Annotated in this window: 11 protein-coding genes and 2 pseudogenes; 5 read left to right on the top strand and 8 right to left on the bottom strand. The window is 75.9% G+C overall.

Going from position 1 to position 21,664, the window contains the following annotated elements:
* Positions 1-661 precede the first annotated feature (661 nt).
* Complete coding sequence (locus IHE55_RS19340) at positions 662-3,001, bottom strand: ABC transporter family substrate-binding protein (protein WP_197990163.1); 2,340 nt, start codon at positions 2,999-3,001, stop codon at positions 662-664.
* Between the two features lie 337 nt (positions 3,002-3,338).
* On the opposite strand from IHE55_RS19340, the gene IHE55_RS19335 reads away from it, so the two are divergent.
* From IHE55_RS19335 to IHE55_RS19320, 4 genes and pseudogenes are all read left to right on the top strand, one after another.
* The gene (locus tag IHE55_RS19335) at positions 3,339-3,620 is read left to right on the top strand and encodes an Rv0250c family protein (protein WP_197990162.1); all 282 of its coding nucleotides are present in this window, start codon (positions 3,339-3,341) and stop codon (positions 3,618-3,620) included.
* A gap of 197 nt (positions 3,621-3,817) precedes the next feature.
* Entirely contained in the window at positions 3,818-4,645 is an 828-nt protein-coding gene (gene sdhC / locus IHE55_RS19330) for a succinate dehydrogenase subunit SdhC (RefSeq protein ID WP_197990161.1), read from the top strand.
* Between the two features lie 19 nt (positions 4,646-4,664).
* A pseudogene (locus tag IHE55_RS19325) lies at positions 4,665-6,699 on the top strand (fumarate reductase/succinate dehydrogenase flavoprotein subunit).
* Between the two features lie 159 nt (positions 6,700-6,858).
* Positions 6,859-7,623: pseudogene (locus IHE55_RS19320) on the top strand (succinate dehydrogenase/fumarate reductase iron-sulfur subunit); the annotation flags it as partial.
* A gap of 259 nt (positions 7,624-7,882) precedes the next feature.
* Here IHE55_RS19320 and IHE55_RS19315 read toward each other — a convergent pair.
* The 6 genes from IHE55_RS19315 to IHE55_RS19290 all read right to left on the bottom strand — a co-directional run bounded on the left by IHE55_RS19315 (position 7,883) and on the right by IHE55_RS19290 (position 16,657).
* Positions 7,883-10,828: a SpoIIE family protein phosphatase gene (locus IHE55_RS19315; RefSeq protein ID WP_197992116.1), complete on the bottom strand. Its 2,946-nt coding sequence runs from the start codon at positions 10,826-10,828 to the stop codon at positions 7,883-7,885.
* A gap of 223 nt (positions 10,829-11,051) precedes the next feature.
* Positions 11,052-11,489 carry an ATP-binding protein gene (locus IHE55_RS19310; protein ID WP_197990159.1) on the bottom strand — a complete coding sequence of 146 codons (438 nt, stop codon included), beginning with the start codon at positions 11,487-11,489 and terminating at the stop codon, positions 11,052-11,054.
* A 953-nt stretch (positions 11,490-12,442) separates the two neighbouring features.
* Entirely contained in the window at positions 12,443-12,847 is a 405-nt protein-coding gene (locus IHE55_RS19305) for a (deoxy)nucleoside triphosphate pyrophosphohydrolase (protein ID WP_197990158.1), read from the bottom strand.
* Positions 12,848-13,371: 524 nt separating this feature from the next.
* Positions 13,372-13,557, bottom strand: a complete 186-nt coding sequence (locus IHE55_RS19300; RefSeq protein ID WP_197990157.1) for an SPOR domain-containing protein — start codon at positions 13,555-13,557, stop codon at positions 13,372-13,374.
* Positions 13,558-13,724: 167 nt separating this feature from the next.
* Positions 13,725-15,380, bottom strand: coding sequence for an APC family permease (locus IHE55_RS19295; RefSeq protein ID WP_197990156.1), 1,656 nt, complete (start codon positions 15,378-15,380; stop codon positions 13,725-13,727).
* 527 nt (positions 15,381-15,907) lie between these two features.
* Complete coding sequence (locus tag IHE55_RS19290; RefSeq protein ID WP_197990155.1) at positions 15,908-16,657, bottom strand: GntR family transcriptional regulator; 750 nt, start codon at positions 16,655-16,657, stop codon at positions 15,908-15,910.
* Positions 16,658-17,092: 435 nt separating this feature from the next.
* Here IHE55_RS19290 and IHE55_RS19285 point away from each other — a divergent pair, with 435 nt between their 5' ends.
* Positions 17,093-18,505 (top strand): M1 family metallopeptidase, encoded by a 1,413-nt coding sequence (locus IHE55_RS19285; RefSeq protein ID WP_307826740.1) that lies wholly within the window; start codon positions 17,093-17,095, stop codon positions 18,503-18,505.
* A 249-nt stretch (positions 18,506-18,754) separates the two neighbouring features.
* Here the strand turns inward: IHE55_RS19285 and IHE55_RS19280 are convergent, their stop codons facing one another.
* Positions 18,755-21,616 carry a PP2C family protein-serine/threonine phosphatase gene (locus IHE55_RS19280; protein WP_232265627.1) on the bottom strand — a complete coding sequence of 954 codons (2,862 nt, stop codon included), beginning with the start codon at positions 21,614-21,616 and terminating at the stop codon, positions 18,755-18,757.
* Positions 21,617-21,664: the final 48 nt, after the last annotated feature.

Raw genomic sequence — 21,664 nt, 5'->3', positions numbered from 1 at the left:
TCTCGGGGAACGGGTCGCGGGACGGGCAGGTGGGGGGCTCGGCGGGGACGGGGGTACCGGAGGCGGGTGCGGTGGGGCCGGCGCCGCCGTCGGGCGCCGGGCGGGTGCCGCGCGGGCGGCCCTTGACCAGGTCTGTCTCCATCCAGACATGCCAGGGGCCGCCGGGGCAAGGCTCTTGAGGTTCTTCTGAGGTAGCGGATGCGGGTGCCGGGGGTCCGGGCGCGGATGCGGGGGCGGGGGTGCGGGTGCCGGGGCCAGGTGCGGGACGGGGTGCGGGTGCGGGGTCCGGCGCGCGGGTGCGGGACGAGTGCGGGGCGAGCTGCCGGGGTCCGGGCGCGGATGCGGGACGGGGTGCGGGGAGCCGGGGCCGGGACGGGGCAACGGGCTGCCGGGTCGGGGCGCGGTCCGGCTGCGGAACGGGGTGCCGGGGATCAGGTCCGGGCGCGGGCTGTGGGGGCGCCGCGGTCCAGGTACGGGACGGGGTGCGGGGCGGGGTGCGGGGTGCCGGGGGCCGGGGGCGGGGCCGGGCGGCCGGGGGGCCGGCGCGGTCGATGCCGGCCGCCGGGAGCCCCCGTCGCCCCGCCGGCCACCTGGGGCGGCGGGCCGCGGTGCGAGGCCCGCCGCTCGTCCGGGGTGACGGGCACGCGGCGCCCGGTTCAGGTCACCGCCGGAAGCCGATGTCCTGGTAGCGCGGGGTGGCGAAACCGAAGGCGCCGGCGTTGGCGACGTCCTTGCGGACCGCCACCAGCTGCGGGCGCTGGTAGAGCGGGATCGAGCCGGCCACCGCCCAGATCCGGGCGTCCGCACGGCGCACCAGGTCCCGCGCGGCGCGCTCGTCCAGCTCGGCGACCGCCTTGTCGAACAGCTGGTCGATCTGGTCGGTGCCGACCCGCGCGTAGTTCTGCTCCACCACCAGCGAGCCGTCCGCCGCGGGCTGCGGCTTGGCGTAGACCGGGCGGGCGTCGGTGGCCGGGAACGCGGTCGCCGGCCAGGAGTAGAGCGCCAGGTCGAAGTCGCCGGAGGCGATGTGGTCGGTGAAGTACGCGGAGTCCTCGACCCGGACGATCTCGGTGCCGATGCCGGCCTCCGCCAGCATCCGGGTGATCCGGTCGGCGACGGTCCGCAGCGGTGCCGAGCCTGGCCCGGAGGGCAGCACGAACCGCAGTGTCAGGGGCCTGCCGTTCTTGGTGCGCAGCGGTACCCCGGCGCGCGCGCCCGGCCCGGCCCCGGGCTCCCGCTCCGCGCCGGTCCGGCCGTCGCCGCGCCCGCCGTCCGGGCCGGCCGGGGGGCCGGGGGCCGGGGCCGGCAGCGCCACGGGTCCGGCCGCGCCGGCGCCCGTGGCCGACTGCGGACCGTACTGCCGCTCGGCGCCGGGGTCGGCGGCGTCCGGCCCGTCCGCCCCCGGTCCGGGCCGTTCCCCGGAGCCGGCCCGGTCGCCCGGTCCCGCCTGGTCGCCCGGGCCGGGCCGGTCGCCGGCGCCGGGCGCGGAGCCGTCGCGGGGGTCCGGGCCGGCCGCGGCCTCCTCACCCTCCTCGGCCGCGGCGCCGGCCGGGGAGGAGCCGGGGCGCCAGCCCGCGTCGGCCAGCAGCGCCTGCGCGGCGCGCGGGCCGGTGTCGCCCAGCGTCCCGCTGTGGTCCCGGTAGCCCTGCTGCCCGGTCATCAGCAGATGGCTGCCGAGCGGTTCGGCGGGGAGGCCGAGCGGTTCGAGCACCGCGGCGGCCAGCTCCCGCCGGTCGATGGCGCGGGCCACCGCCCGGCGCACCCGCTCGTCGGCGAGCGGCCCCTCGGCGCCGTTGAGCGCGAGTTGGGTGTAGGCCGGCTCCAGGGCCTTGCGGACGGTCAGCCGGCCCGGCGCGGCGGTCCCGGCGCGGCGCGGCGCCTGCGGGCCGGCGGCGGACGGGTCACCGGTACCGCCGTCGCCGAGGGCGTCCGCCCCGGCCCGGCCGGCGGCAGTGGCGGGCCGGTCCCCGGTCCCGGCGCCTGCTCCGCCCTCTCCACCCGGTCCGTCCCCGCCGCCCTCGCCGTTCCCGCCATTCCCGTTCTCCGGGCGCGGACGGGTGGCGCCCTCCAGGGGCGGGCCGGCGGCGGCGGGTGCCCGGCCGGCGGGGTCCGGCGGCCCGGCGGCCCGGTCGCCGGAATCGGCGGCGTCCCGGATGCGGTCCGCCACCTCCGGCTCGACCTCGGCCAGGTCGACGGCGCCGGCGGCGAGCGCCTCGCCCCGCTCGTCCCGCGGCACCGCCCGGAAGACCAGCCGGTCCAGCCGGGCGCGCTCGCCCCACCAGCGGGGGTTGCGCTCCAGGGTCACCGCCTCGTCGGTGGCGCCGCGGAGCATGAAGGGGCCCGCGGAGGCCGGCAGGGCGGTGCGCGAGGCATCGTTGAAGGCGTCCGGGGTGGCCGTCACCGCGTGCGGGTACAGCGGGGAGAAGAGCGACTCCCAGTCCGCGTACGGCTTGGCGAAGACGACCTTGACCTCTCCCTTCCGCTCCCCGGCGGTGACCTCGGCGATGCGGTCGTAGCCCGCGTTGTGGGCGCTCCAGAACGCGGGCTCGGTGCCGCGCAGCGCCTTCCACTGGGCGGTGAAGTCGCGCACCCCCAGGGGGCGGCCGTCGCTCCACACGGCGTCGGGGTGGAGGCGGTAGACGACGGTCTGCCGCGGCTCGCGGTCCACGATCGCGGCGTGGCGCAGATAGTCGGGGTTGCGCCGGGGGGCGCCCCGTTCGTCGAGGGTGAAGAGCGTGGGCAGCACCGCGCCGGTGACCCGTTCGGTACCGGTGTCGGCGTCGGCGTGGAAGGCGTTGAGGGTCACGGGCACCTTGTCCAGCGCCCAGCGCAGCGTGCCGCCGTCGCGCAGCCGCTCGCGGGCGGCCGGGGCGATGTCCTGGACGGCGGCGGACCGCGGCCGGTCGTCGCCTCCCCCGGAGCTGCACCCGGAGAGCACCGGCAGCGGAAGCATCACCGCCACGGCGAGCAGCGCGGCACGGCGTCGCGTGTCGAGGGGCATGGCTGGTACCTCCGGAGTGCGCTATGACGCGCTTGCGCGCTTTGTCATGTTTTGCCGCTCATCACATATACTGCTCACACACTGAAGGCGAACGGTCACCCGGCGGTCACGGCGACACGGCGGTTCCCGCTCCGGCGCCACCTGTACGGACCAACCCGGTCGGCGCACGCTCCGGCGCGCGACGGCGCGTTCACGCCCATCACTCCCGGACAATCCCGGCCGTCCCCTTCCCAACCCGACTGTGACGCGCGACACTCTCAGTCACCTGAGCGTCACCATCCCCCTCCTTCCGCCCGGCCGCGGTGCGGGGAGGCCCACGCGGAGGTGAAGACCAGCCATGTCCTTCCACGACGACGTGACGGCGGCCCAGCGCTGCCTGGACGACCTGGACCGTGCCGTCACCCGGCTGGAACAGCGGGTCGGCAGCGCTCTGGACATCAGAAGGATCCGCTGCGACAGCGACCACCTGCGGCAGAGCCTGGCGCTGCTGCGGGAGGTGGCGCCGGCCGCCGGTCCCGGCCCGCAGCTGGTGACCATCCCGGACACGCCCTACGACAGCACCCTGTCGGCGGACGCGGACGACGAGGGGCTCGGCGCCCGCGGCCGGCGCGCGCCCTGACACCCGCGGGCCCGCCGGCCCGCGCCCCGCCGGACCACCCCGGGACCCGGCGCCCCCCGCGGTCCGGCGTCCGGCCGCCGCACGCCCCGTCGCACGCCGGCCGGCGCCCGCGCCGCACCGGCCCCGGGACAGCGCCGCCCCCGGGCCGCCGCCGTCCCGCCCCACCCTCCCGTACGCCCCCGCCCGCGGAGCCCGCCATGGCCACTGGTACCGAACCCGGAGCCCGTCCGCGCACCCGCGGCGTGCACGCCCCGTCGCGCGCCGCGATCCCCCAGCGCCACCTGCGGACCGACCGCTGGTGGCTGGCGCCCGCCGCCACCGCCGCCGGGCTGCTGCTCTTCGTCGTCTACTCCACCTGGCGCGCGTTCGCCGACGCCGACTACTACCAGGCGCCCTACGTCTCGCCGTTCTACTCGCCGTGCCTGGCCGAGCGCTGCGAGCCGATGCGGGACGGTCCGAACTGGGAGGTGGTCGGCGGCTGGTGGGGGCTGTCGCCCGCGCTGCTGATCCTGATCCTCCCGCTCGGCTTCCGGCTGACCTGCTACTACTACCGCAAGGCGTACTACCGGGGCTTCTGGTCCTCGCCGCCGGCCTGCGCGGTGCCCGAGCCGCGCGGGCGCTACACCGGGGAGACCCGCTTCCCGCTGATCTGGCAGAACGGCCACCGGTACTTCTTCTACGCCGCGGTGCTGGTCGCCGGCGTCCTCACCTACGACGCGGTGCTCACCTTCCGGGACGCCTCCTACGGGTGGGGCCACATGGGGCTCGGCACCGTGGTCTTCACCGTCAACGCGCTGCTGATCTGGGCGTACACCCTCTCCTGCCACTCCTGCCGGCACATCGTCGGCGGGCGGCTGCGGCACTTCTCCCGGCACCCGGTGCGCTACCGGCTGTGGAGCTGGGCCGGGCGGCTCAACGGCCACCACGCCAAGCTGGCCTGGGCGTCGCTGGTGAGCGTCGCCCTCGCCGACCTGTACGTCTACCTGCTGGCCACCGGCGCTTTCGACGATCCACGATTCTTCTGACGAGGGGCTGCGAATTCCGATGACCCGACTCGACCGGCAGGCCTGGGACGTGGTGGTGGTCGGCGCGGGCGGCGCGGGGCTGCGCGCCGCGATCGAGGCCCGGGAGCAGGGCCTGCGCACCGCCGTGATCTGCAAGTCGCTGTTCGGCAAGGCGCACACCGTGATGGCCGAGGGCGGCATCGCGGCCAGCATGGGCAACGTCAACGAGGGCGACAACTGGAAGGTGCACTTCCGCGACACCCTGCGCGGCGGGAAGTTCCTCAACGACTGGCGGATGGCGGAGCTGCACGCCCAGGAGGCGCCGGAGCGGGTGTGGGAGCTGGAGACCTGGGGCGCGCTGTTCGACCGCACCCCGGACGGCCGGATCTCCCAGCGCAACTTCGGCGGCCACGAGTACCCGCGGCTGGCGCACGTCGGTGACCGTACCGGGCTGGAGCTGATCCGCACCCTCCAGCAGAAGATCGTCTCGCTCCAGCAGCAGGACCACGCGGAGACCGGGGACCACGAGGCGCGGCTGAAGATCTTCCAGGAGTGCACCGTCACCCGCGTCCTCACCACCGCGCCGGCGGCCGGGGACGGGCAGCCGGCGGGGGCGCCCGGCGGCACCGGGGCGGCGGGCGCGGAGGAGCCGGCAGGGCGCGGGCGGGGCCGGCCGGGCGGGGCGGGTGGCCGGGGTCTTCGGCTACGAGCGGGAGTCCGGGCGCTTCTTCGTGCTCCGCGCCCCGGCCGTGGTGCTGGCCACCGGCGGCATCGGCAAGTCCTTCAAGGTGACCTCCAACTCCTGGGAGTACACCGGTGACGGGCACGCGCTGGCGCTGCTGGCCGGCGCGTCGCTGATCAACATGGAGTTCGTGCAGTTCCACCCGACCGGGATGGTCTGGCCGCCGTCGGTGAAGGGCATCCTGGTCACCGAATCGGTGCGCGGGGACGGCGGGGTGCTCCGCAACAGCGCCGGCGAGCGGTTCATGTTCGACTACGTCCCGGACGTGTTCAAGGACAAGTACGCCGAGTCCGAGGCCGAGGCCGACCGCTGGTACGACGACCCCGACCACCACCGCCGGCCGCCCGAACTGCTGCCCCGGGACGAGGTGGCCCGGGCCATCAACGCCGAGGTCAAGGCGGGCCGCGGCACCCCGCACGGCGGGGTCCACCTGGACGTCTCCACCCGGATGCCGGCCGAGGTGATCCAGCGGCGGCTGCCCTCCATGCACCACCAGTTCAAGGAGCTGGCGGACGTGGACATCACCGCCGAACCGATGGAGGTCGGGCCCACCTGCCACTACGTGATGGGCGGGGTGCGGGTGGACCCGGACACCGCCCAGGCGGTGGGCGTGCCCGGCCTGTTCGCCGCCGGCGAGGTGGCCGGCGGGATGCACGGCTCGAACCGGCTCGGCGGCAACTCGCTGTCGGACCTGCTGGTTTTCGGACGCCGGGCGGGGCTGTACGCGGCGCGGTACGCCGCCGGGCACGGCGCGGGCGGGACACCGGCGGAGCCGGACGAGGCCCAGATCGAGGCCGCCGCGGCGGAGGTGCTGCGCCCGTTCGGCGGGGCGGGGGAGCCGGCGGACGGCCCGGCGGAGAACCCGTACGCGCTCCACCAGGAGCTCCAGCAGACCATGAACGACCTGGTGGGGATCATCCGGCGGGCCGAGGAGATGACGGAGGCGCTGCACCGGCTGGCCGGCCTGCGGGAGCGGGCCGCCCGGGCCCGGGTGGAGGGCCACCGGCAGTTCAACCCCGGCTGGCACCTGGCGATCGACCTGCGGAACATGCTGCTGGTCAGCGAGTGCGTGGCACGGGCGGCGCTGGAGCGCACCGAGAGCCGCGGCGGACACACCCGGGACGACTTCCCGGCGATGGACCGGCGGTGGCGCCGGGTCAACCTGGAGTGCCGGCTGGCGGACCCGGCCGGGGACCGCGCGGCGGACCCGGGCGGCCCCGGCCGGGTCCGGCTGCGGCGCATCACCACCCCGCCGATCCGGCCCGACCTGCTGGCGCTCTTCGAGAAGGACGAACTGGTGAAGTACCTGACCGACGAGGAGCTGGTCCGGTGAGCGCGAGCAGGGACGACGGTGGACGGACGGCGCGGCCCGGCGGTGGGTCGGCGGACTCCGGCGGTGCGTCCGGGGGCGGCGAGGTCCGGGGCGAGGCCGGACGGGTCGGCGGGGTCCGGCGGGGCGGCGGCGGGGTCCGGCGGGGCGGCGGCGTCCGGGTCGTACCAGGCGCACTTCCGCGTGTGGCGCGGGGACGCGGCCGGCGGCGGCCTGGCGGACTTCCGGGTCGAGGTGAACGAGGGCGAGGTGGTGCTGGACATCGTCCACCGGCTCCAGGCCACCCAGGCGCCCGACTTGGCCGTCCGGTGGAACTGCAAGGCGGGCAAGTGCGGTTCGTGCAGCGCCGAGATCAACGGCCGGCCCCGGCTGCTGTGCATGACCCGGATGTCGGTGTTCGGCCCCGCGGAGACGGTCACCATCACCCCGCTGCGGGCCTTCCCGGTCGTCCGCGACCTGGTCACCGATGTGTCGTTCAACTACGCCAAGGCCCGGGAGGTGCCCTCGTTCGTGCCGCCGGAGGGCCTGGCGCCCGGCGAGTACCGGATGGCCCAGGAGGACGTGGCCCGGTCACAGGAGTTCCGCAAGTGCATCGAGTGCTTCCTGTGCCAGGACACCTGCCACGTGGTGCGGGACTTCGAGGAGAACAAGGCCGCGTTCGCCGGGCCGCGCTTCCTGATGCGGATCGCCGAGCTGGACATGCACCCGCTGGACGCGGCGGCCGAGGCGGGCCTGGACCGCCGGCGCACCGCGCAGCAGGAGCACGGGCTGGGCTACTGCAACATCACCAAGTGCTGCACCGAGGTGTGCCCGGAGTCCATCCGGATCACCGACAACGCGCTGATCCCGCTGAAGGAACGCGTGGTGGACCGCAGGTACGACCCGCTGGTCTGGCTGGGCAGCCGGATCCGCCGCCGCCGCGACTGACCCGGCGGCGGCCACGCGGCACCGCGGGGCCGTACCGGGCGCCGTGCGGCCGCCGGCCGGACCGGCGACGCCGGGGCGGTCGGCGGCTCGGAAGCGGTCGGCGGCCCGGAAGCGTGCCCGGCCCAAGCGGCCGGCGGCCCGGACGCGGTGCCCGGCCCGGAGCGGCCCCCGGCCTTCCCGAAGCGGTCGGCGGCCCGGAAGCGGTCGGCGGCCCGGAAGAGACCTGAGCCGCCCCCGCGAACGGCCGGCGGCGGACGGTTCAGAAGAGGCTGAGCAGCGCCTCCACCGAGTCGGGCTGTACCGCGCCGGCCTCGGGCAGTGCCATCTCGAACCAGACGGTCTTGCCCCGCGGGGTGCGGCGGCTGCCCCAGGACGAGCTGAGCAGGCCGACCAGCTGGAGGCCGCGGCCGCCCTCGTCGGTGTCCCGGGCCCGGCGGCGGCGCGGCTGGACCAGCCCGCTGTCCCACACCTCGCACACCAGGGTGCGGTCCAGCAGCAGCCGCAGCCGTATCTCGTCGCCGCGCCGGTCCGGCGGCACGCCCACCTCGCCGTACCGCAGCGCGTTGGTGACCAGCTCGCTCACCAGCAGTTCGGTGGTGTCCGCGAGGGCCTCCAGGCCCCAGGTCTCCAGCTGGCGGCGGGCGAGTTCGCGGGCCCGGCCCACCGAGCGGGCGTCGCTGGGCAGCCGCCAGTCGCCGACCGATTCGGCGGGCAGGCCCTGGACCCGGGCCATCAGCAGGGCGATGTCGTCCTCGCCGTGGTGCGGGTCGAGGGTGTCGAGGACGTGGTCGCAGATGTCCTCCAGCGACGCCTCGAAGCGCGCCGGGGCGGGGCCGGCACCGGCGGCGACCGGCCCGGGGGTCCGGGGCGGGACGCCGGCGGTCACCGGTCCGGTCGCGCGGGACGCCGGGATGCCGGGCGTGGCCGGTCCGGCGGTCCGGGGCGGGACACCGGGGGTGGCCGGTCCGGTGGCCCGCGAGGGGACGCCGGACGTCGCCGGCCCGGTGGTGCGGGGCGGGAGGGCGGACGTCTCCGGCCCCGTCACACGGGACGGGACGGTGGGCGTCTCCGGCCCGGTCGTACGGGACCGGACGACGGATGTCTCCGATCCGGCCGTACGGGACGGGACGGTGGACGTCTCCGATCCGGCCGTACGGGACGGGGCGGCGGGGGTGGTGAGCGCCCGGCGGAAGACCTGGAGCCCGTCGTCGAGGGCGTGGTCCCGGGACTCGACCAGCCCGTCGGTGTAGAGGGCGAGCAGGGCGCCCTCGGGGAGCTCCACCTCCAGCTCCTCGAAGGGCTCGCCGCCGACGCCCAGCGGCATCCCGGGCGGGACGTCCATCAACACCGCCTCCTTGCCCGGCTCGACCAGGACCGGCGGCAGGTGTCCGGCGTTGGCGAAGGTGCAGCGCCGGGTCACCGAGTCGTAGACGGCGTAGACGCAGGTGGCCAGGTAGACCTCGGACAGGTCGGTGGAGCGGCCGTCGGCGTCCGGGCGGGCCCGCTGCGCGCGGGCCGCCCGGCTGCCGGTGCTGGCCGTTCCGGTGGTGCCCAGGCCGCGGGCGATCTCGTCGAGGGCGGAGAGCACCTCGGCGGGTTCCATGTCGAGCAGCGCCAGGGTGCGGACCGCGGTGCGCAGCTCCCCCATGGCCACCGCGGCGCGCAGCCCGCGGCCCATCACGTCGCCGACCACCAGCGCGGTGCGGTGGCCGGGCAGCTGGATCACGTCGAACCAGTCGCCGCCGACCTCGGTGGCCTCGTTGCTGGGCTGGTACCGGCAGGCGATGTCGAGCCCGGCGGCCTCCGGGTCGCCGGGCGGCAGCAGGCTGCGCTGGAGGATCAGCGCGCGCTCGTGCTCGCGGCGGTAGAGCCGGGCGTTGTCGATGCAGACCGCGGCGCGGGCGGCCAGCTCCACCGCGAGCGCGGTGTCCCGTTCCCCGAAGGGCTCGCTGCCCTTGGTGCGGGAGAACTGGACCAGTCCGACGACGGTGTCCCGGGCGACCATCGGCACCACCAGGGTGGACTGGAGCACGGCGCCCAGCTCGGGGGTCTGCCCGCCGTCCCGGCCGTTCACCACCCGTACCTGGGAGGTGCGCAGGGCGCCGGCGCACGGGGAGTCGAAGGGGTAGCGGTGGACCTCGCCGACCTGGACCGGCCGGGCGTGCAGTCCCTGGCCGGCGTCGTCGGCGCGGCAGCAGTCGAAGATCGCCACCGGTCCGTCGGAGACGGCGCTGGCGAAGGCCACCCGGCGCAGCTCGGCGCTGCCGTCGGCGAGTCCGGGCGGCGCCTCGTCACCGGTGAGCAGGCCCTGGTAGAGGTCGACGGCGGCCAGGTCGCAGAACTGCGGTACGGCCACGTCCAGCAGCTCGCGGGCGGTGGTCTCCAGGTCGAGCGAGGTGCCTATTCGGGCGCCGGCCGCGTTGAGCAGCGCCAGGTTGCGCCGTACGCCGGCCGCCTCCAGCTCGGCGCGGCGGCGACCGGTGACGTCGGTGCCCACGCCGGCGACGCCGATCGGCCGGCCGGAGCCGCCGTGCAGCCGGTACAGGGAGATCGACCAGCGGCGCCGCTCCGGACTGGAGGGCACGTTGCCGACCAGTGGCATGTCGGTGACCGGCCGGCCGCTCTCCAGGACCTGGCGGATCGCGGCGCTCAGCCGGTCGGCCTCGGCGCGCGGCAGCAGGTCCTCCGGGAGCACGCCCCGGTACTCCTCGGCGGGGCGGCCGAAGACCGTCGCGAACCGTTCGTTGACACGGAGCATCCGCAGGTCTGTACCACAGAAGAAGAAACCGATCGGAGATTGACCGAAAACGGCCTGCGACGCGGCAAGGTCGGTCTCCATACGGCGCAGGTCGTTGAGGTCCACGGCGATACAGAGCGCGGTGCGCTCGCCGTCCTCGGTGCGGGAGGGCATCACATAGATCTCGGCGAGGCCCTGCCCGCCCGGGTCGCCCGGGGTCCGGTAGGGCACCAGGCCGGTCCATTCCCTGCCGTCGAGGAGTTCGCTGACCTTGCGGTGCCCGGCGTCCCGCAGGTCGGCCGGCATCAGGGCCTCCACCGGGTCCCGGCCGATCGCCTGCCGGGCCGTCAGCCCGAAGAGCTGGGCCGCGCGTTCGCTCCACTCCGTGATGCGGCCGTCCGGTCCGAGGGCGAAGGAGGCGACGCGGATGTGTTCGTAGATCGATCCCGGCGGGCTGCTCTGCCACATCGGCGCGGACATGATGTCGTCGGGCCTCTGCGCCCCCGATGGCTTCTCGCTCACGCTGCCCGTCCCCTCCGGCTCAGGTCTCGGACCGGCCTCAGACAGCTGAGTATCCTGCACCTCGCTATCCGGAGCACGCCCTTCACGATCACAGCACGGTCTCATCCCACACTCAGGTTCCCGTTTTCTGCAATCGCTTCCCTTCAACTGCACATCCTTCGGCAGTCTCCTAGCCGGGCAGCGCCATTTCGAACCAGACAGTTTTTCCGGCTTTGTCGCGGCGTGCCCCCCAACGCCGGGAGACGTCGGCGACCAGCCGCAGCCCCCGCCCGCCCTCGTCGTCGGGGGCGGCCTCGCGCTCCCGGGGCGGCTCCTCCAGCGGGTCGGAGACCTCCACCACCAGCAGCGCGTGCCCGGGGCTGGGGTGGTGCCGGAGCCGGACGCCGATCGGCGCGCTGGCGTAGCGCAGGGAGTTGGTGACCAGCTCGCTGACGAGCAGCACCGTCACATCGCGGACCGACTGCAGCCCCCAGGAGTCCAGCGTGGCCCGGACCACTTCCCGGGCCGAGCGTACGGTGTCCGGCTCGGCGGGGAAGGTCCACTCCGCGTAGTCGGGGGCGGACGCCACCGCCTTCACGCCGTCGCCCACACCGACCACTTCCCGCATCAGAGAGTGAGCCCCGCCGGAATTGCCCGGCTTAAGGGAGGTTAATCAGCACATACCCGATATTCAGCTCGGAATACCGTACGACCGGTGGTGCGAGGCACGTTCGGCGTACCCGGCGACGGTCCCCCGCCTCCACCCGCGCCGGGGCACGCGCCCACCGGGACGGGCGCCGCCGGGGCGGGCGCGGGACGGGGCGAGGCGGGCCGATACGAGGGGAGACGGCGAGGCGGGGCGGGCAGCGTCCGGAGGGGCGGGGGCGGCCCCGGAGGGAGCGGCGGGAGGGGCCGGAGCGGGTGGGTGCACGGTGCGGTGTCGGCGCGGACCCGTACCCGGGCGGTCCCGAGCCGGTACCCCGGGTGGCCCCGGGCCGGTGCGGGCCCGGGCCCGGGCGGTCCTGCGCCCGGGCGGTCCCGAGCCGGTACCCCGGGTGGCCCCGGGCCGGTGCGGGCCACGGTCGGCGTGCGGGTCCTGAGGGCCCTGGCGGCGGCGTCCACCAGTCGGACCGCCTGCGGCGAGAACCGGCTGACGGGCGGGGTCGGGGCAGCGGCGCGCGGCTCCCGGGTGAGGGGCGGCCCGCACCGGGGGCCGGCCGCCCACGGCCTCCAGGCCGGACCCGAGGAGGGGCCGGCCGAACGGCATCCGCGCCGGGCAGCAGCGTCCGCGCCGCCCGGCGCCCGGGGGCGAACGGCCGGGTCCGGCGCGGAGCGGTGTCCGGGGCGAACGGCAGGGTCGCGCGCCGGGCAGCGGGAGCCGAGGCCGGGCCAGCGGCACATACGGACGGCACCGGGGCGCGGCGGCGCCCGGGACGGTGACGACGCCCGCGACGGCGGCGTACGGCGAGGTCAGCCGGCGGGGTCCGCGGGGTCAGGCAGTGGCGTACGGCAGGGACAGCCGGCGGCGTACGGCAGTCATGCGGCGGCGTACCGCAGGTCAGCCGGCGGTGTCCGGCGAGGTCACCCGGCGGTGTCCGGGACGAGCCGGCGGAGCGCCTCCGCGACCGCGGGCCGGTCCGCCTCCAGCCAGTCCACCTCGCCGGCCGTTTCCGGGGTGACCCAGCGCAGCTCGTCGTGGTCCTGGAGCGGACGCGGCGTACCCGAGCGCAGAGCCGCGGTCCACACCTGGAGCACGTAACCGGGCTTCAGCGGCCACTCACCGGGCAGCGCCTCCAGCGGCTCCACCTCGATGCCCAGCTCCTCCCGCAGCTCGCGGACGAGGGCCTGGTCGGGGGTCTCCCCCGGTTCGGCCTTGCCCCCCGGCAGCTCCCAGCGGCCGGCCAGCTCCGGCGGCGCGCTGCGCCGGGCGGCCAGCAGCCGTCCGCCGTCGATCACCGCACCGCCCACCACCACACGCACGCTCATGCCCGGCACCCTACGGCAGCCGGAACCCGGCCCGGCGGCCGGGAGGTCGCACCACGGGCGCCGCTGCGGCGCCGCCCGGCCCGTCCACGTCCCGGCGCCCGTCCACGCCCCGGCCTGGCCCGCGACACCCGGGCACACCCGGCCCGCGGCGGCCGGGGGCGGACCGCCCAGGTCCACCACCGCGGCACCGGCTCGGCCCGCCGCATCGGCGCAAATCACCGGCCCGGGACCCGGGCCCGGGCGCCCCCCGCCGGCCGATCGGCGACTCGCCAGGACGGGCGGCCACGCCCGGCGCCGGCTCCGGGCAACCGCCCGCGCCGACCGCGCCGACCGCGGCCGGGGAGCCGGCCCCGGCCCTGCCGGCCCGGGCGGACGATCCGGCGCGATGCCACCCGGGCGGGCGGCCCGGGCCCACGCACCCGCGGTGTCGTGGCCGAGCCTGCGGCCCCCAGCGGGGCGCCCGCGCGGACCACTCGCCCCGGGCCGATCGCCGGGCGGGCCGGATGCGGACGGCCCGGCCCGGTTCAGGTGCCCGGGCGGGACGCCGCGGTCCGTTCCACCAGGTACAGCTGCTTGTGACCCTTGGTGTCGAGCCGGTCGGCGACCTCCTGCGCCTCGCTCCTGGTGGCGTAGCGCCCGACGCGGTAGCGGTTGCCGTTGTCGTCCTGGCGGATCACCAGCCATGGCAGAACGGCGCCGCTGTCAGTCATCGCAATATCCCCTCCGCTGAATGCCACGCGCCCGCGTACGCCCCCGGTCCCCCGGTGGAAACCCCGGGTCGCATATGCCCGAGCGTACGCCCTACCTTCACTCAGCGGATACGGCTTTTCACAAAGAGGCACGTATCCCGGCCACCGGAGCAGGGGTTGCCCCGGGCTCAGCGGGCGGCCGAGGCCGTTTCCCGGCCCTCTCCGGTCGCCTCCGGGGCCGCACCGGAGGCCACTCCGGCCTCGCGCTCGACCTCCAGGAGCGAGGGATTGCGCCAGGCGCTGCGCACGCCCCACCAGTAGAAGAGCAGCGCGATGACCGCCACCACGACGATGTCCCAGCCCTCGGCCAGGTAGCCACGGCCGCCGAACTCGGTCCCGCCGGCCCATGAGACCACCGCCATGACCAGCAGGTACGCCACCATCCAGGCGCCGGCGAGCAGGTGCGGCCGCAGTTGGGCCCACGGCTTGCGCAGCTCGTACCAGGCCCACACCGGCAGACCGACCGCCATGATCAGGATGACCTTGCCGGTGAGCGGCCAGCGGGCCCAGTACATGACCAGCGAGCCGAAGATCATCGCGATCGGCGCGATCACCGGCATGGCCCCCAGCCGCACCGGACGCGGCATGCCGGGCGCCAGCCGGCGCAGCGAGGTCACGGCCACCGGCCCGGTGATGTACGAGATGACGGTGGCCACGCCGACGATCTCGGCGATGGACCCCCAGCCGCGGAAGACCGCCAGGAAGATGAAGGCGATCACCAGGTTGAGCAGCAGCGCGGGGCGCGGTACGCCGGTCTTCGGATCGACCTTGCCGAAGACGCCCGGCAGATGTCCGTTCTCCTGCACGCCCTGGATCATGCGCGAGGTGGTGGCGGCGTAGATCATGCCGGTGCCGGACGGCGAGATGAAGGCGTCGGCGTAGAGCAGCATGGCGAGCCAGTTCAGGCCCCAGGCCATGGAGAGGTCGGCGAGCGGCGAGTCGAAGCCGAGCCCGGCCCAGCCGCCGTCGGCCAGGTCGGCCGCCGGGACCGCCATCAGGAAGGCGACCTGCAGCGCCAGGTAGATCACCAGGGCGATGAGGATCGACCCGATCACCGCCTTGGGCATCGACCTGCCCGGGTCGCGGGCCTCACCGGCCATGTTGAGCGGGGACTGGAAGCCGTTGAAGGCCCAGACGATGCCGGCCACGGCGACCGCGCTGAACATGGCGCTCCAGCCGTTGGGGGCGAAGCCGCCCTGGCCGGAGACGTTGCCGGTGTCGAAGTGGGCCAGCATCAGCGCGCCGGCGGTCAGCACCGGCACCACGACCTTGAAGACGGTGATCGCGGTGTTGGTCTTCGCGAAGAGGGTGATCGCGAACCAGTTGAGGAAGAAGTAGAAGACCAGCAGCACCGAGGAGAGGGCCAGTCCGGTCCCGGTCAGCTCCTTCCCGTCGTACAGCCCCTCGCACCAGGCGAAGTCCCAGCTGCTCATGTACTGGATCGAGGCGGTGGCCTCACCGGGGATGACCGAGACGATCGCGATCCAGTTGGCCCAGGCGGCGAGGTAGCCGGCGAGCGAGCCGTGCGAGTACTGGCCGTACCGCACCATGCCGCCGCCCTTGGGGAACATCGCCCCCAGCTCGGTGTAGGTCAGCGCGATGGTGAGGGCCACCACCGCGCCGATCACCCAGGACAGCAGCGCGGCCGGCCCGGCGAGCGCGGCGGCCCGCTCGGCCCCGAAGAGCCATCCGGATCCGATGATCGAGCCGAGGCCGACGGCGGTGAGCGCGACGGTCCCCAGGGACCGTCGGTAATGCGCGTGGGAACGTGGCTCGGTGCCCAAGGTCTGGCACTCCCTTCGCCCCCCGTTACCGGCACAAACCCATGCATCGTACGAGCGTTACGACCGGAGGTATTCCGATATCCGGCGCTGACCTGGCACTCTGTGACGTTTGCAACAGGTTTCGGCCCCTGCCCGGCACCGATATCCGGACAGGGGCCGAGTCGGGGTCCCCGGGACGGCGGCCGGCCGCCACCAGGGCCGCGGCCGGTACCCGGCGGCCCTGCCGGGGCCGGGCCCTGCCGGGACCGGGGCTTGGCTGCCGGGCCCTGCCCGGCCGTGGGCCGGGGACCTGCCTGGCCGGGGCCGGGTCCTGGCTGGGCGGGGTCTGGCTGGCCGGACCGGCCGGCGCCGGGTCGTCGCCCGGGCCGGGCGACGCCGCCGCAGGGCCCGGGGCGCCGTCGCGGGGCCCCGGGCGTCGTCGCAGGGCCCCGGGGCGCCGTCGCGGGGCCCGGGGCGCCGTCGGGGTCGGGCTCAGCCGTCGCACGGCCCGACCGGACCCCGGGTCGTCGCCGGCCGTCCGCCCCCGGTCACCGCACCGGCAGCCGGTAGGAGACCCGGTTCCGGTCGGCGAGGCTCACGACGTCGGCGGTCTCCACCGGCCGCCCACCCGCGTAGAAGGTGCGGGAGACGACCAGCACGTAGTGGCCGGGCACCCCGCCGAGGGTCATCGTCTCCTCGGCGAGACCGGGGCGGGCGGTGACCTCCTCGGCCACGTTGTCCACCTCCAGCCCGATGGCCGCCATCCGCTCCACCACCCCGCGCCCGGCCAGCGGTCCCTCCTCGGGAAGCATCACCGGGGTCCGTCCGGTGATGGCCAGCGGCTCCCAGGACGTGGACGCCATGGTGACCTCGCCCGCGGTGCGGAAGACGTACCGGGTGCGCATCACCTCGGCCCCGGGGGTGATGGCCAGCCGCTCGGCGATCCGCGGCTCGGCGGGCTCCCGCTCGCTGCGCGACTCCCAGGTGCCGCGGTGGTCCTCGTCGGCCTGCTCCTGCCGGAAGGGGGTGGAGACCCGGCCCCGGAAACCGCTGCGGACCAGGGTGCGCTGCTCGGGCCGGGCCCGCACGTACGTCCCCGACCCCGACCGGCCCTCCACCAGCCCTTCGGCCATCAGCACCTTGCGGGCCTCCAGCGCGACGGTGTCCGAGACCCCGTACACCTCACGGATGCGCGCCTGCGAGGGGAGCCGGGTGTGCGGCGGGAGCTCTCCCGCGACGATCCGCTTCCGCAGATCACCGGCGACGCGGAGGTATGCGGGCTGTTCACCAATCGCCACGTCCACTCCCAGGGTTCGGCGGTCGGGACCAGCTTGGCAACGGCTCTCCGGCCGCCGCAACTACAGGCCAGAGCATCACCGGAAGTGGTGAACCGCAGCTCAGCGAGGTTTAAGCCGTCACCATGACGCGATCCGGCGCGGAGTCGTTCGACAAGGGCGGGGGACGGCAGTTGAATGTCCGTCAACCGATCTTCCCACCCGGGCGGGCCGCCCCGGCCGCCGACGGCCCCCGCCCTCCCCGGCCGCACCACCGTCCCTGCTCACCGTGCCGTCCCGGCCACCGCCCGGCCGCAGGCCAGTACACCGCCCGTCCACCGCCCGTCCGCCATCCGTGCCGTCCACCGCCCGGCCCCGCACCACGACCGCGGCCTTCGGCACCGCACCGCGCCCCGGGCCGCGTCCGTCACCGCCGACCCGAGCCGAGGAGCCCGCACCGTGTCCCGTCGTCCCTCGTTGCGCGCACTGTGCGGCGCCGCGCTGCTCATCGCCTGCACGGCCTGTTCCGGTGGCGGCGACGCCCCGCGGGCCGGGTCCGGCCGGGCCGGCGCCTCCGGAGCCGGCGACCCGCTCTTCCCCGGCCTCGGCAACGGCGGCTACGACGTCACCCACTACAACCTCACCCTGGACCTGGCGTCCGGCGCCCGGCGGCTGAAGGCCACCGCGGACATCACCGCCCGGGCCACCACCACGCTCCGCTCCTTCAGCCTCGACCTCGACGGGCTGCACGTGCGGCAGGCCACCGTGGACGGCCTGGCGGCCACGTTCACCCGGCGCGGCACCGAACTGGTCGTCACCCCGCGCTCCCCGCTGGCCAAGGGCCGGATCTTCAAGACCCGCATCCGCTACGACGGCGCCCCGAAGACCGTCACCGACCCCGACGGGTCCATCGAGGGCTGGGTTCCCACCGCGGACGGCGCCGTCGGGCTCGGGGAACCGGCCGGCTCGATGGCCTGGTTCCCCGGCAACCACCACCCGTCCGACAAGGCCGCCTACGACATTTCCGTCACCCTGCCCGACGACGGCAGTACCGCCGTGTCCAACGGCGTGCTGGAGAGCCGGCAGGTGGACGGCGACCGCCGCACCTTCCGGTGGCACGTCCGGGAGCCGATGGCCAGCTACCTGGCCACCGTGGCGGTCGGCGACTTCGAGGTCACCGACACCACCACCGCCGACGGGGTGCCGCAGTACGACGCGGTCGACCGCGAGGAGCGGGAGGGCAGCCAGGACGTCACCGCGCAGGTCGGTGAGATCCTCGCCTGGCAGAGCGAACTGTTCGGCCCGTACCCCTTCGCCGCCACCGGGGTCGTCATCGACGACAACCCCGACCTGGGGTACGCGCTGGAGACCCAGACCCGGCCGTACTTCAACTCCGCGCCCGACGAGCTGCTGCTGGTGCACGAGTTCGCCCACCAGTGGTTCGGCAACTCCGTCACCCCCCGCTCCTGGCGAGACATCTGGCTCAACGAGGGGTTCGCCACCTACGCCGAGTGGCTGTGGCAGGAACAGCGGCAGGGCCGCGACGCCGACACCATCTTCCGGGGCTACTGGGACGGCACGGACCGGGCGAGCGACGGCATCTGGGCCTTCCCGCCGGCCGAGCCGCCCACCGCCGCCCGGCTGCTGGACCCGCCGGTCTACAAGCGCGGCGCGATGGTGCTGCACAAGGTCCGCCGCGCCGTCGGCGACGACACCTTCTTCGACATCCTCCGCACCTGGGCGCGGACCCACCGGCACCGCAACGCCGACACCACGCAGTTCATCGCCCTCTGCGAGCGGAAGGCCGGCAAGGACCTCGGCCCGCTCTTCGACACCTGGCTGTACGGGAACGGCAAGCCCGCCCGGCCCTGACCGCGCCCCGCGGCCCTGTACCGCGGCCGCGGCGGGGCGGTCCGCCTCACCGCGCGGCAGCCGGCCCCGGCCCGTACCGCGGCCGCCCCACCCCCGCCATGCGGCGGCCTGACGGAGGACCGGGCTGAGGACCGGCCCGACCAGGACGGAGAGCCGAGGAAGGACCGGAGCGACGAGCCGGGACACGGGCCCGGGACCGGCCGGGACGGCCGCCCTGCGGCTCACGCACCCCGCCGACCGGTCCGCGGCTCAGTCTCCCCGCCGGCTGGCCAGCAGCAGGGCCACGTCGTCCGGCCGCTGTGCGGTCCTGCGCGCCGCCTGCACCACGCTGTCCGCCATCTCCTCCAGCGGCTCCGCGGGCGTACGCGCCAGGCAGTCGCACAGCGCGCGTACCCCGTCCTCGATGTCCTGCCCGCGCTGTTCGACCAGCCCGTCGGTGTAGAGGGAGAGCACCGAACCGCGCGGCAGTTCCACCGGGGTGACCGGGTAGCGCTCCCGGGCGTCCACGCCGAGCATCAGACCGCCCTCCACGGCGAGCAGCTCGGTACGGCCGTCCGGGTGCCGGAGCACCGGGGCGGTGTGCCCGGCGCGTACGGCCAGGCCCCGCCCGGTGCGGGGATCCACCTCCAGGTAGCAGCAGGTGGCGAAGAGCCCGGCGTCCAGGTCGGCCAGCAGGCTGTTGGTGCGACCGACCACCTCCGCCGGGCCCGCCTCGCTGGTGGCCAGCGCGTTCACCGCGCTGCGCAGCTGGCCCATGACCGCGGCGGCGGCCACGCTGTGCCCCTCCACGTCCCCGATGACCAGCGCCACCCCGCCGGGCGTCTCGATCACGTCGTACCAGTCGCCGCCGATCTCCATCCCCTGCGTACCGGGCAGGTAGCGCGCGGCGGTGTCCAGCCCGCGCACCGGGGGCAACCGGTGCGGCAGCAGCGCGTCCTGCAGCCCGCGGGCCAGGGCGAACTCGGCGTCGTACAGCCGGGCCCGCTCCAGCGCCTGGGCCACCAGGCCGCCGAGTGCCGTCAGCGCGGCCCGCTCGTCGGCGGTGAACGGATGCGTCGCGTCGTAGCCGAGGATGCACGAGCCCACCGGGTGCCCGGAGGCGATCAGCGGCAGGAACGCCCAGGAGCGCATCCGGTCCATGGCGATGCCCGGGTACGCGCCGGCCAGGTCCTCGGGGGACTCGAAGAAGATCGGTACGCCCGAGGTGAGGGTCTCCACCCCGGGCAGCCGGGCGTCCAGCCCCACGCCCTCGAAGCTGTCCAGGAAGCCCTCGGGGTAGCCGGACTCCCAGGCGAGGTACATCCGCCGGTCCCGGACCAGGTAGAGGGCCAGCTCATGGCCGCCGAACATGGGCAGCAGCCGGTCGGCCACGGCCTGGCAGACCTCCCGCACGCTGACCGCCTCGGTGAGCACGCTCGCCAGGTGGACCACGTGGTAGAGCGCGCCCGGCCGGGTGATCGCCACCGGCGCGGCGATCTCCGGCCCCGGCTCGGTCACCGGGGCGGCGGCCGGCGCGGCCTGCTGTTCGGGCGGCGGGTGGCTCGGCACCACCCGGCCGGTGAGGCCGTACGCGTCGGGGTGGAGCACGAAGCCGAGCCACTGGCCGACCGGGTGACGGGCCAGGAACGACGTGGACTGCTGGGAGAGCATCGCGGCGCGGTACCGGTCCTCGTACGCCGGGTCGGAGAGCCAGGGCAGCACGTGCCAGGGGCGGCGGCCCAGCAGCTCCTCTCGGGCGCAGCGCAGCAGCTGTTCACAGCTGCGGTTGGCGTAGGTGAGCCGGCCGTCCGGGTCGAGCGCGAACACCCCGTCCGGCAGCCGCTCGGCGGCCTCGGCGGCGGTGGGGCCGGAGACCGCGTCCACCACCACGCCCGCCACCCGGCGGTGCACCCCGGCGGTGGCCGCGGGCTCGCCCTCCGGCAGCACGAAGCGGCCCCACAGCTCCACCGGCCGGTACCGGACCTCGTCGTCCTCCGGCCCGCCGACACCCCACCCGACCGCCGCCCGGTGACCGCTCCCCGGCCCGCCCGCGCCTGCCCGGCTCGTCCCGCCGGTCTCCGCCGCCCCCTCGGCCCGGCCCGCCGGGAGTACCGCGCACGCCGGGCGGCCCTCCATCGGCCGCTTCCGGACCACCGGCCTCCGCCGCCTCCGCCGCGCCCGCACCGGCTGTCCCCGGCCCGCCCGCGCCCGGCCCCGGCGCGTGGGGCACCCCCTCCCGGCCGGACCCGTGCCGCCCGCCCTCGCCACCTCCGTGCCCGCGCCCGCCACGTCGTCCGGTGGGGCCGTCCGCTTCCCGCCGCCGTCCTCCTCCGGCGGGTCGTCCCTGATACGGAACACCCTGCCCTGGATCCACCCGTTCCGCTCCGCGTCCCGCCTCGCCGCCCGCAACTCGTGCAGGTCCTCCGGGAAGATCCGGTCCTCCAGGTCGGCCATCGTCCCGCCGCAGTGCTCTGTGGGGATGCCCAGCACCTCGCAGGCCCCCTCGTCGCCCACGAACCGGCCGGTGTCCAGATCCCAGTCGATCACCCCGACGCGCACCCCGGACGCCTCGCCGGGCAGCCGTATGCCGCGCGGCTCGCCGTCGTACTCCACCGGGCCGCCGAGGGCCGGCTGGGACAGCGCGGCCCCGAGCGCCGCCACGGTTCCCTCCAGCACCCGCCCACCGTCACCGGAGGCGGCCTCCACGGACGTGGACCACAGCACCAGCACCACCCCGACCACCTCACCGGCGACCCGCACCGGCTCGTAGTGCGAGGCGAACTGGTAGGGGGTACCCACCAGCATCTGCGGATAGCGGCGCATCGTCTCGCCCTCGTCCGCCAGGTGCACCGGGCGCCCGGTGCGATACGCCTCCGGGGCGGGCAGCGCCCCGCTGACCGGGATGCGCCACCACAGGCGCACCACGGAACGGGGCACCCCGGTGACCGCGGCCAGCACCAGCGAGCGCCGGTCCGGGGAGCGCAGGTAGACGCCACCCCCGTACCCCCCGGACCGCTGCACGGCCTCGATCAGGTGCGGCGCCAGGACGTCCGCCAGCTCGGCCGCACCCCGGCCGGGCACCTGCCCGCCGGCCCGCGGTGTGCCGGCGGGCCCCGGTGTCGCCTCACCCATGTCGCGCCCTCCCGGCACGGACGCCTGCGATCCCTCCCCACCAGCATG

The organism is Streptomyces pactum, from assembly GCF_016031615.1.
Lineage (GTDB): Bacteria > Actinomycetota > Actinomycetes > Streptomycetales > Streptomycetaceae > Streptomyces > Streptomyces pactus.
The sequence above is the reverse complement of the archived record's forward strand: the minus strand, read 5'-3'. Positions and strand labels throughout refer to the sequence as shown.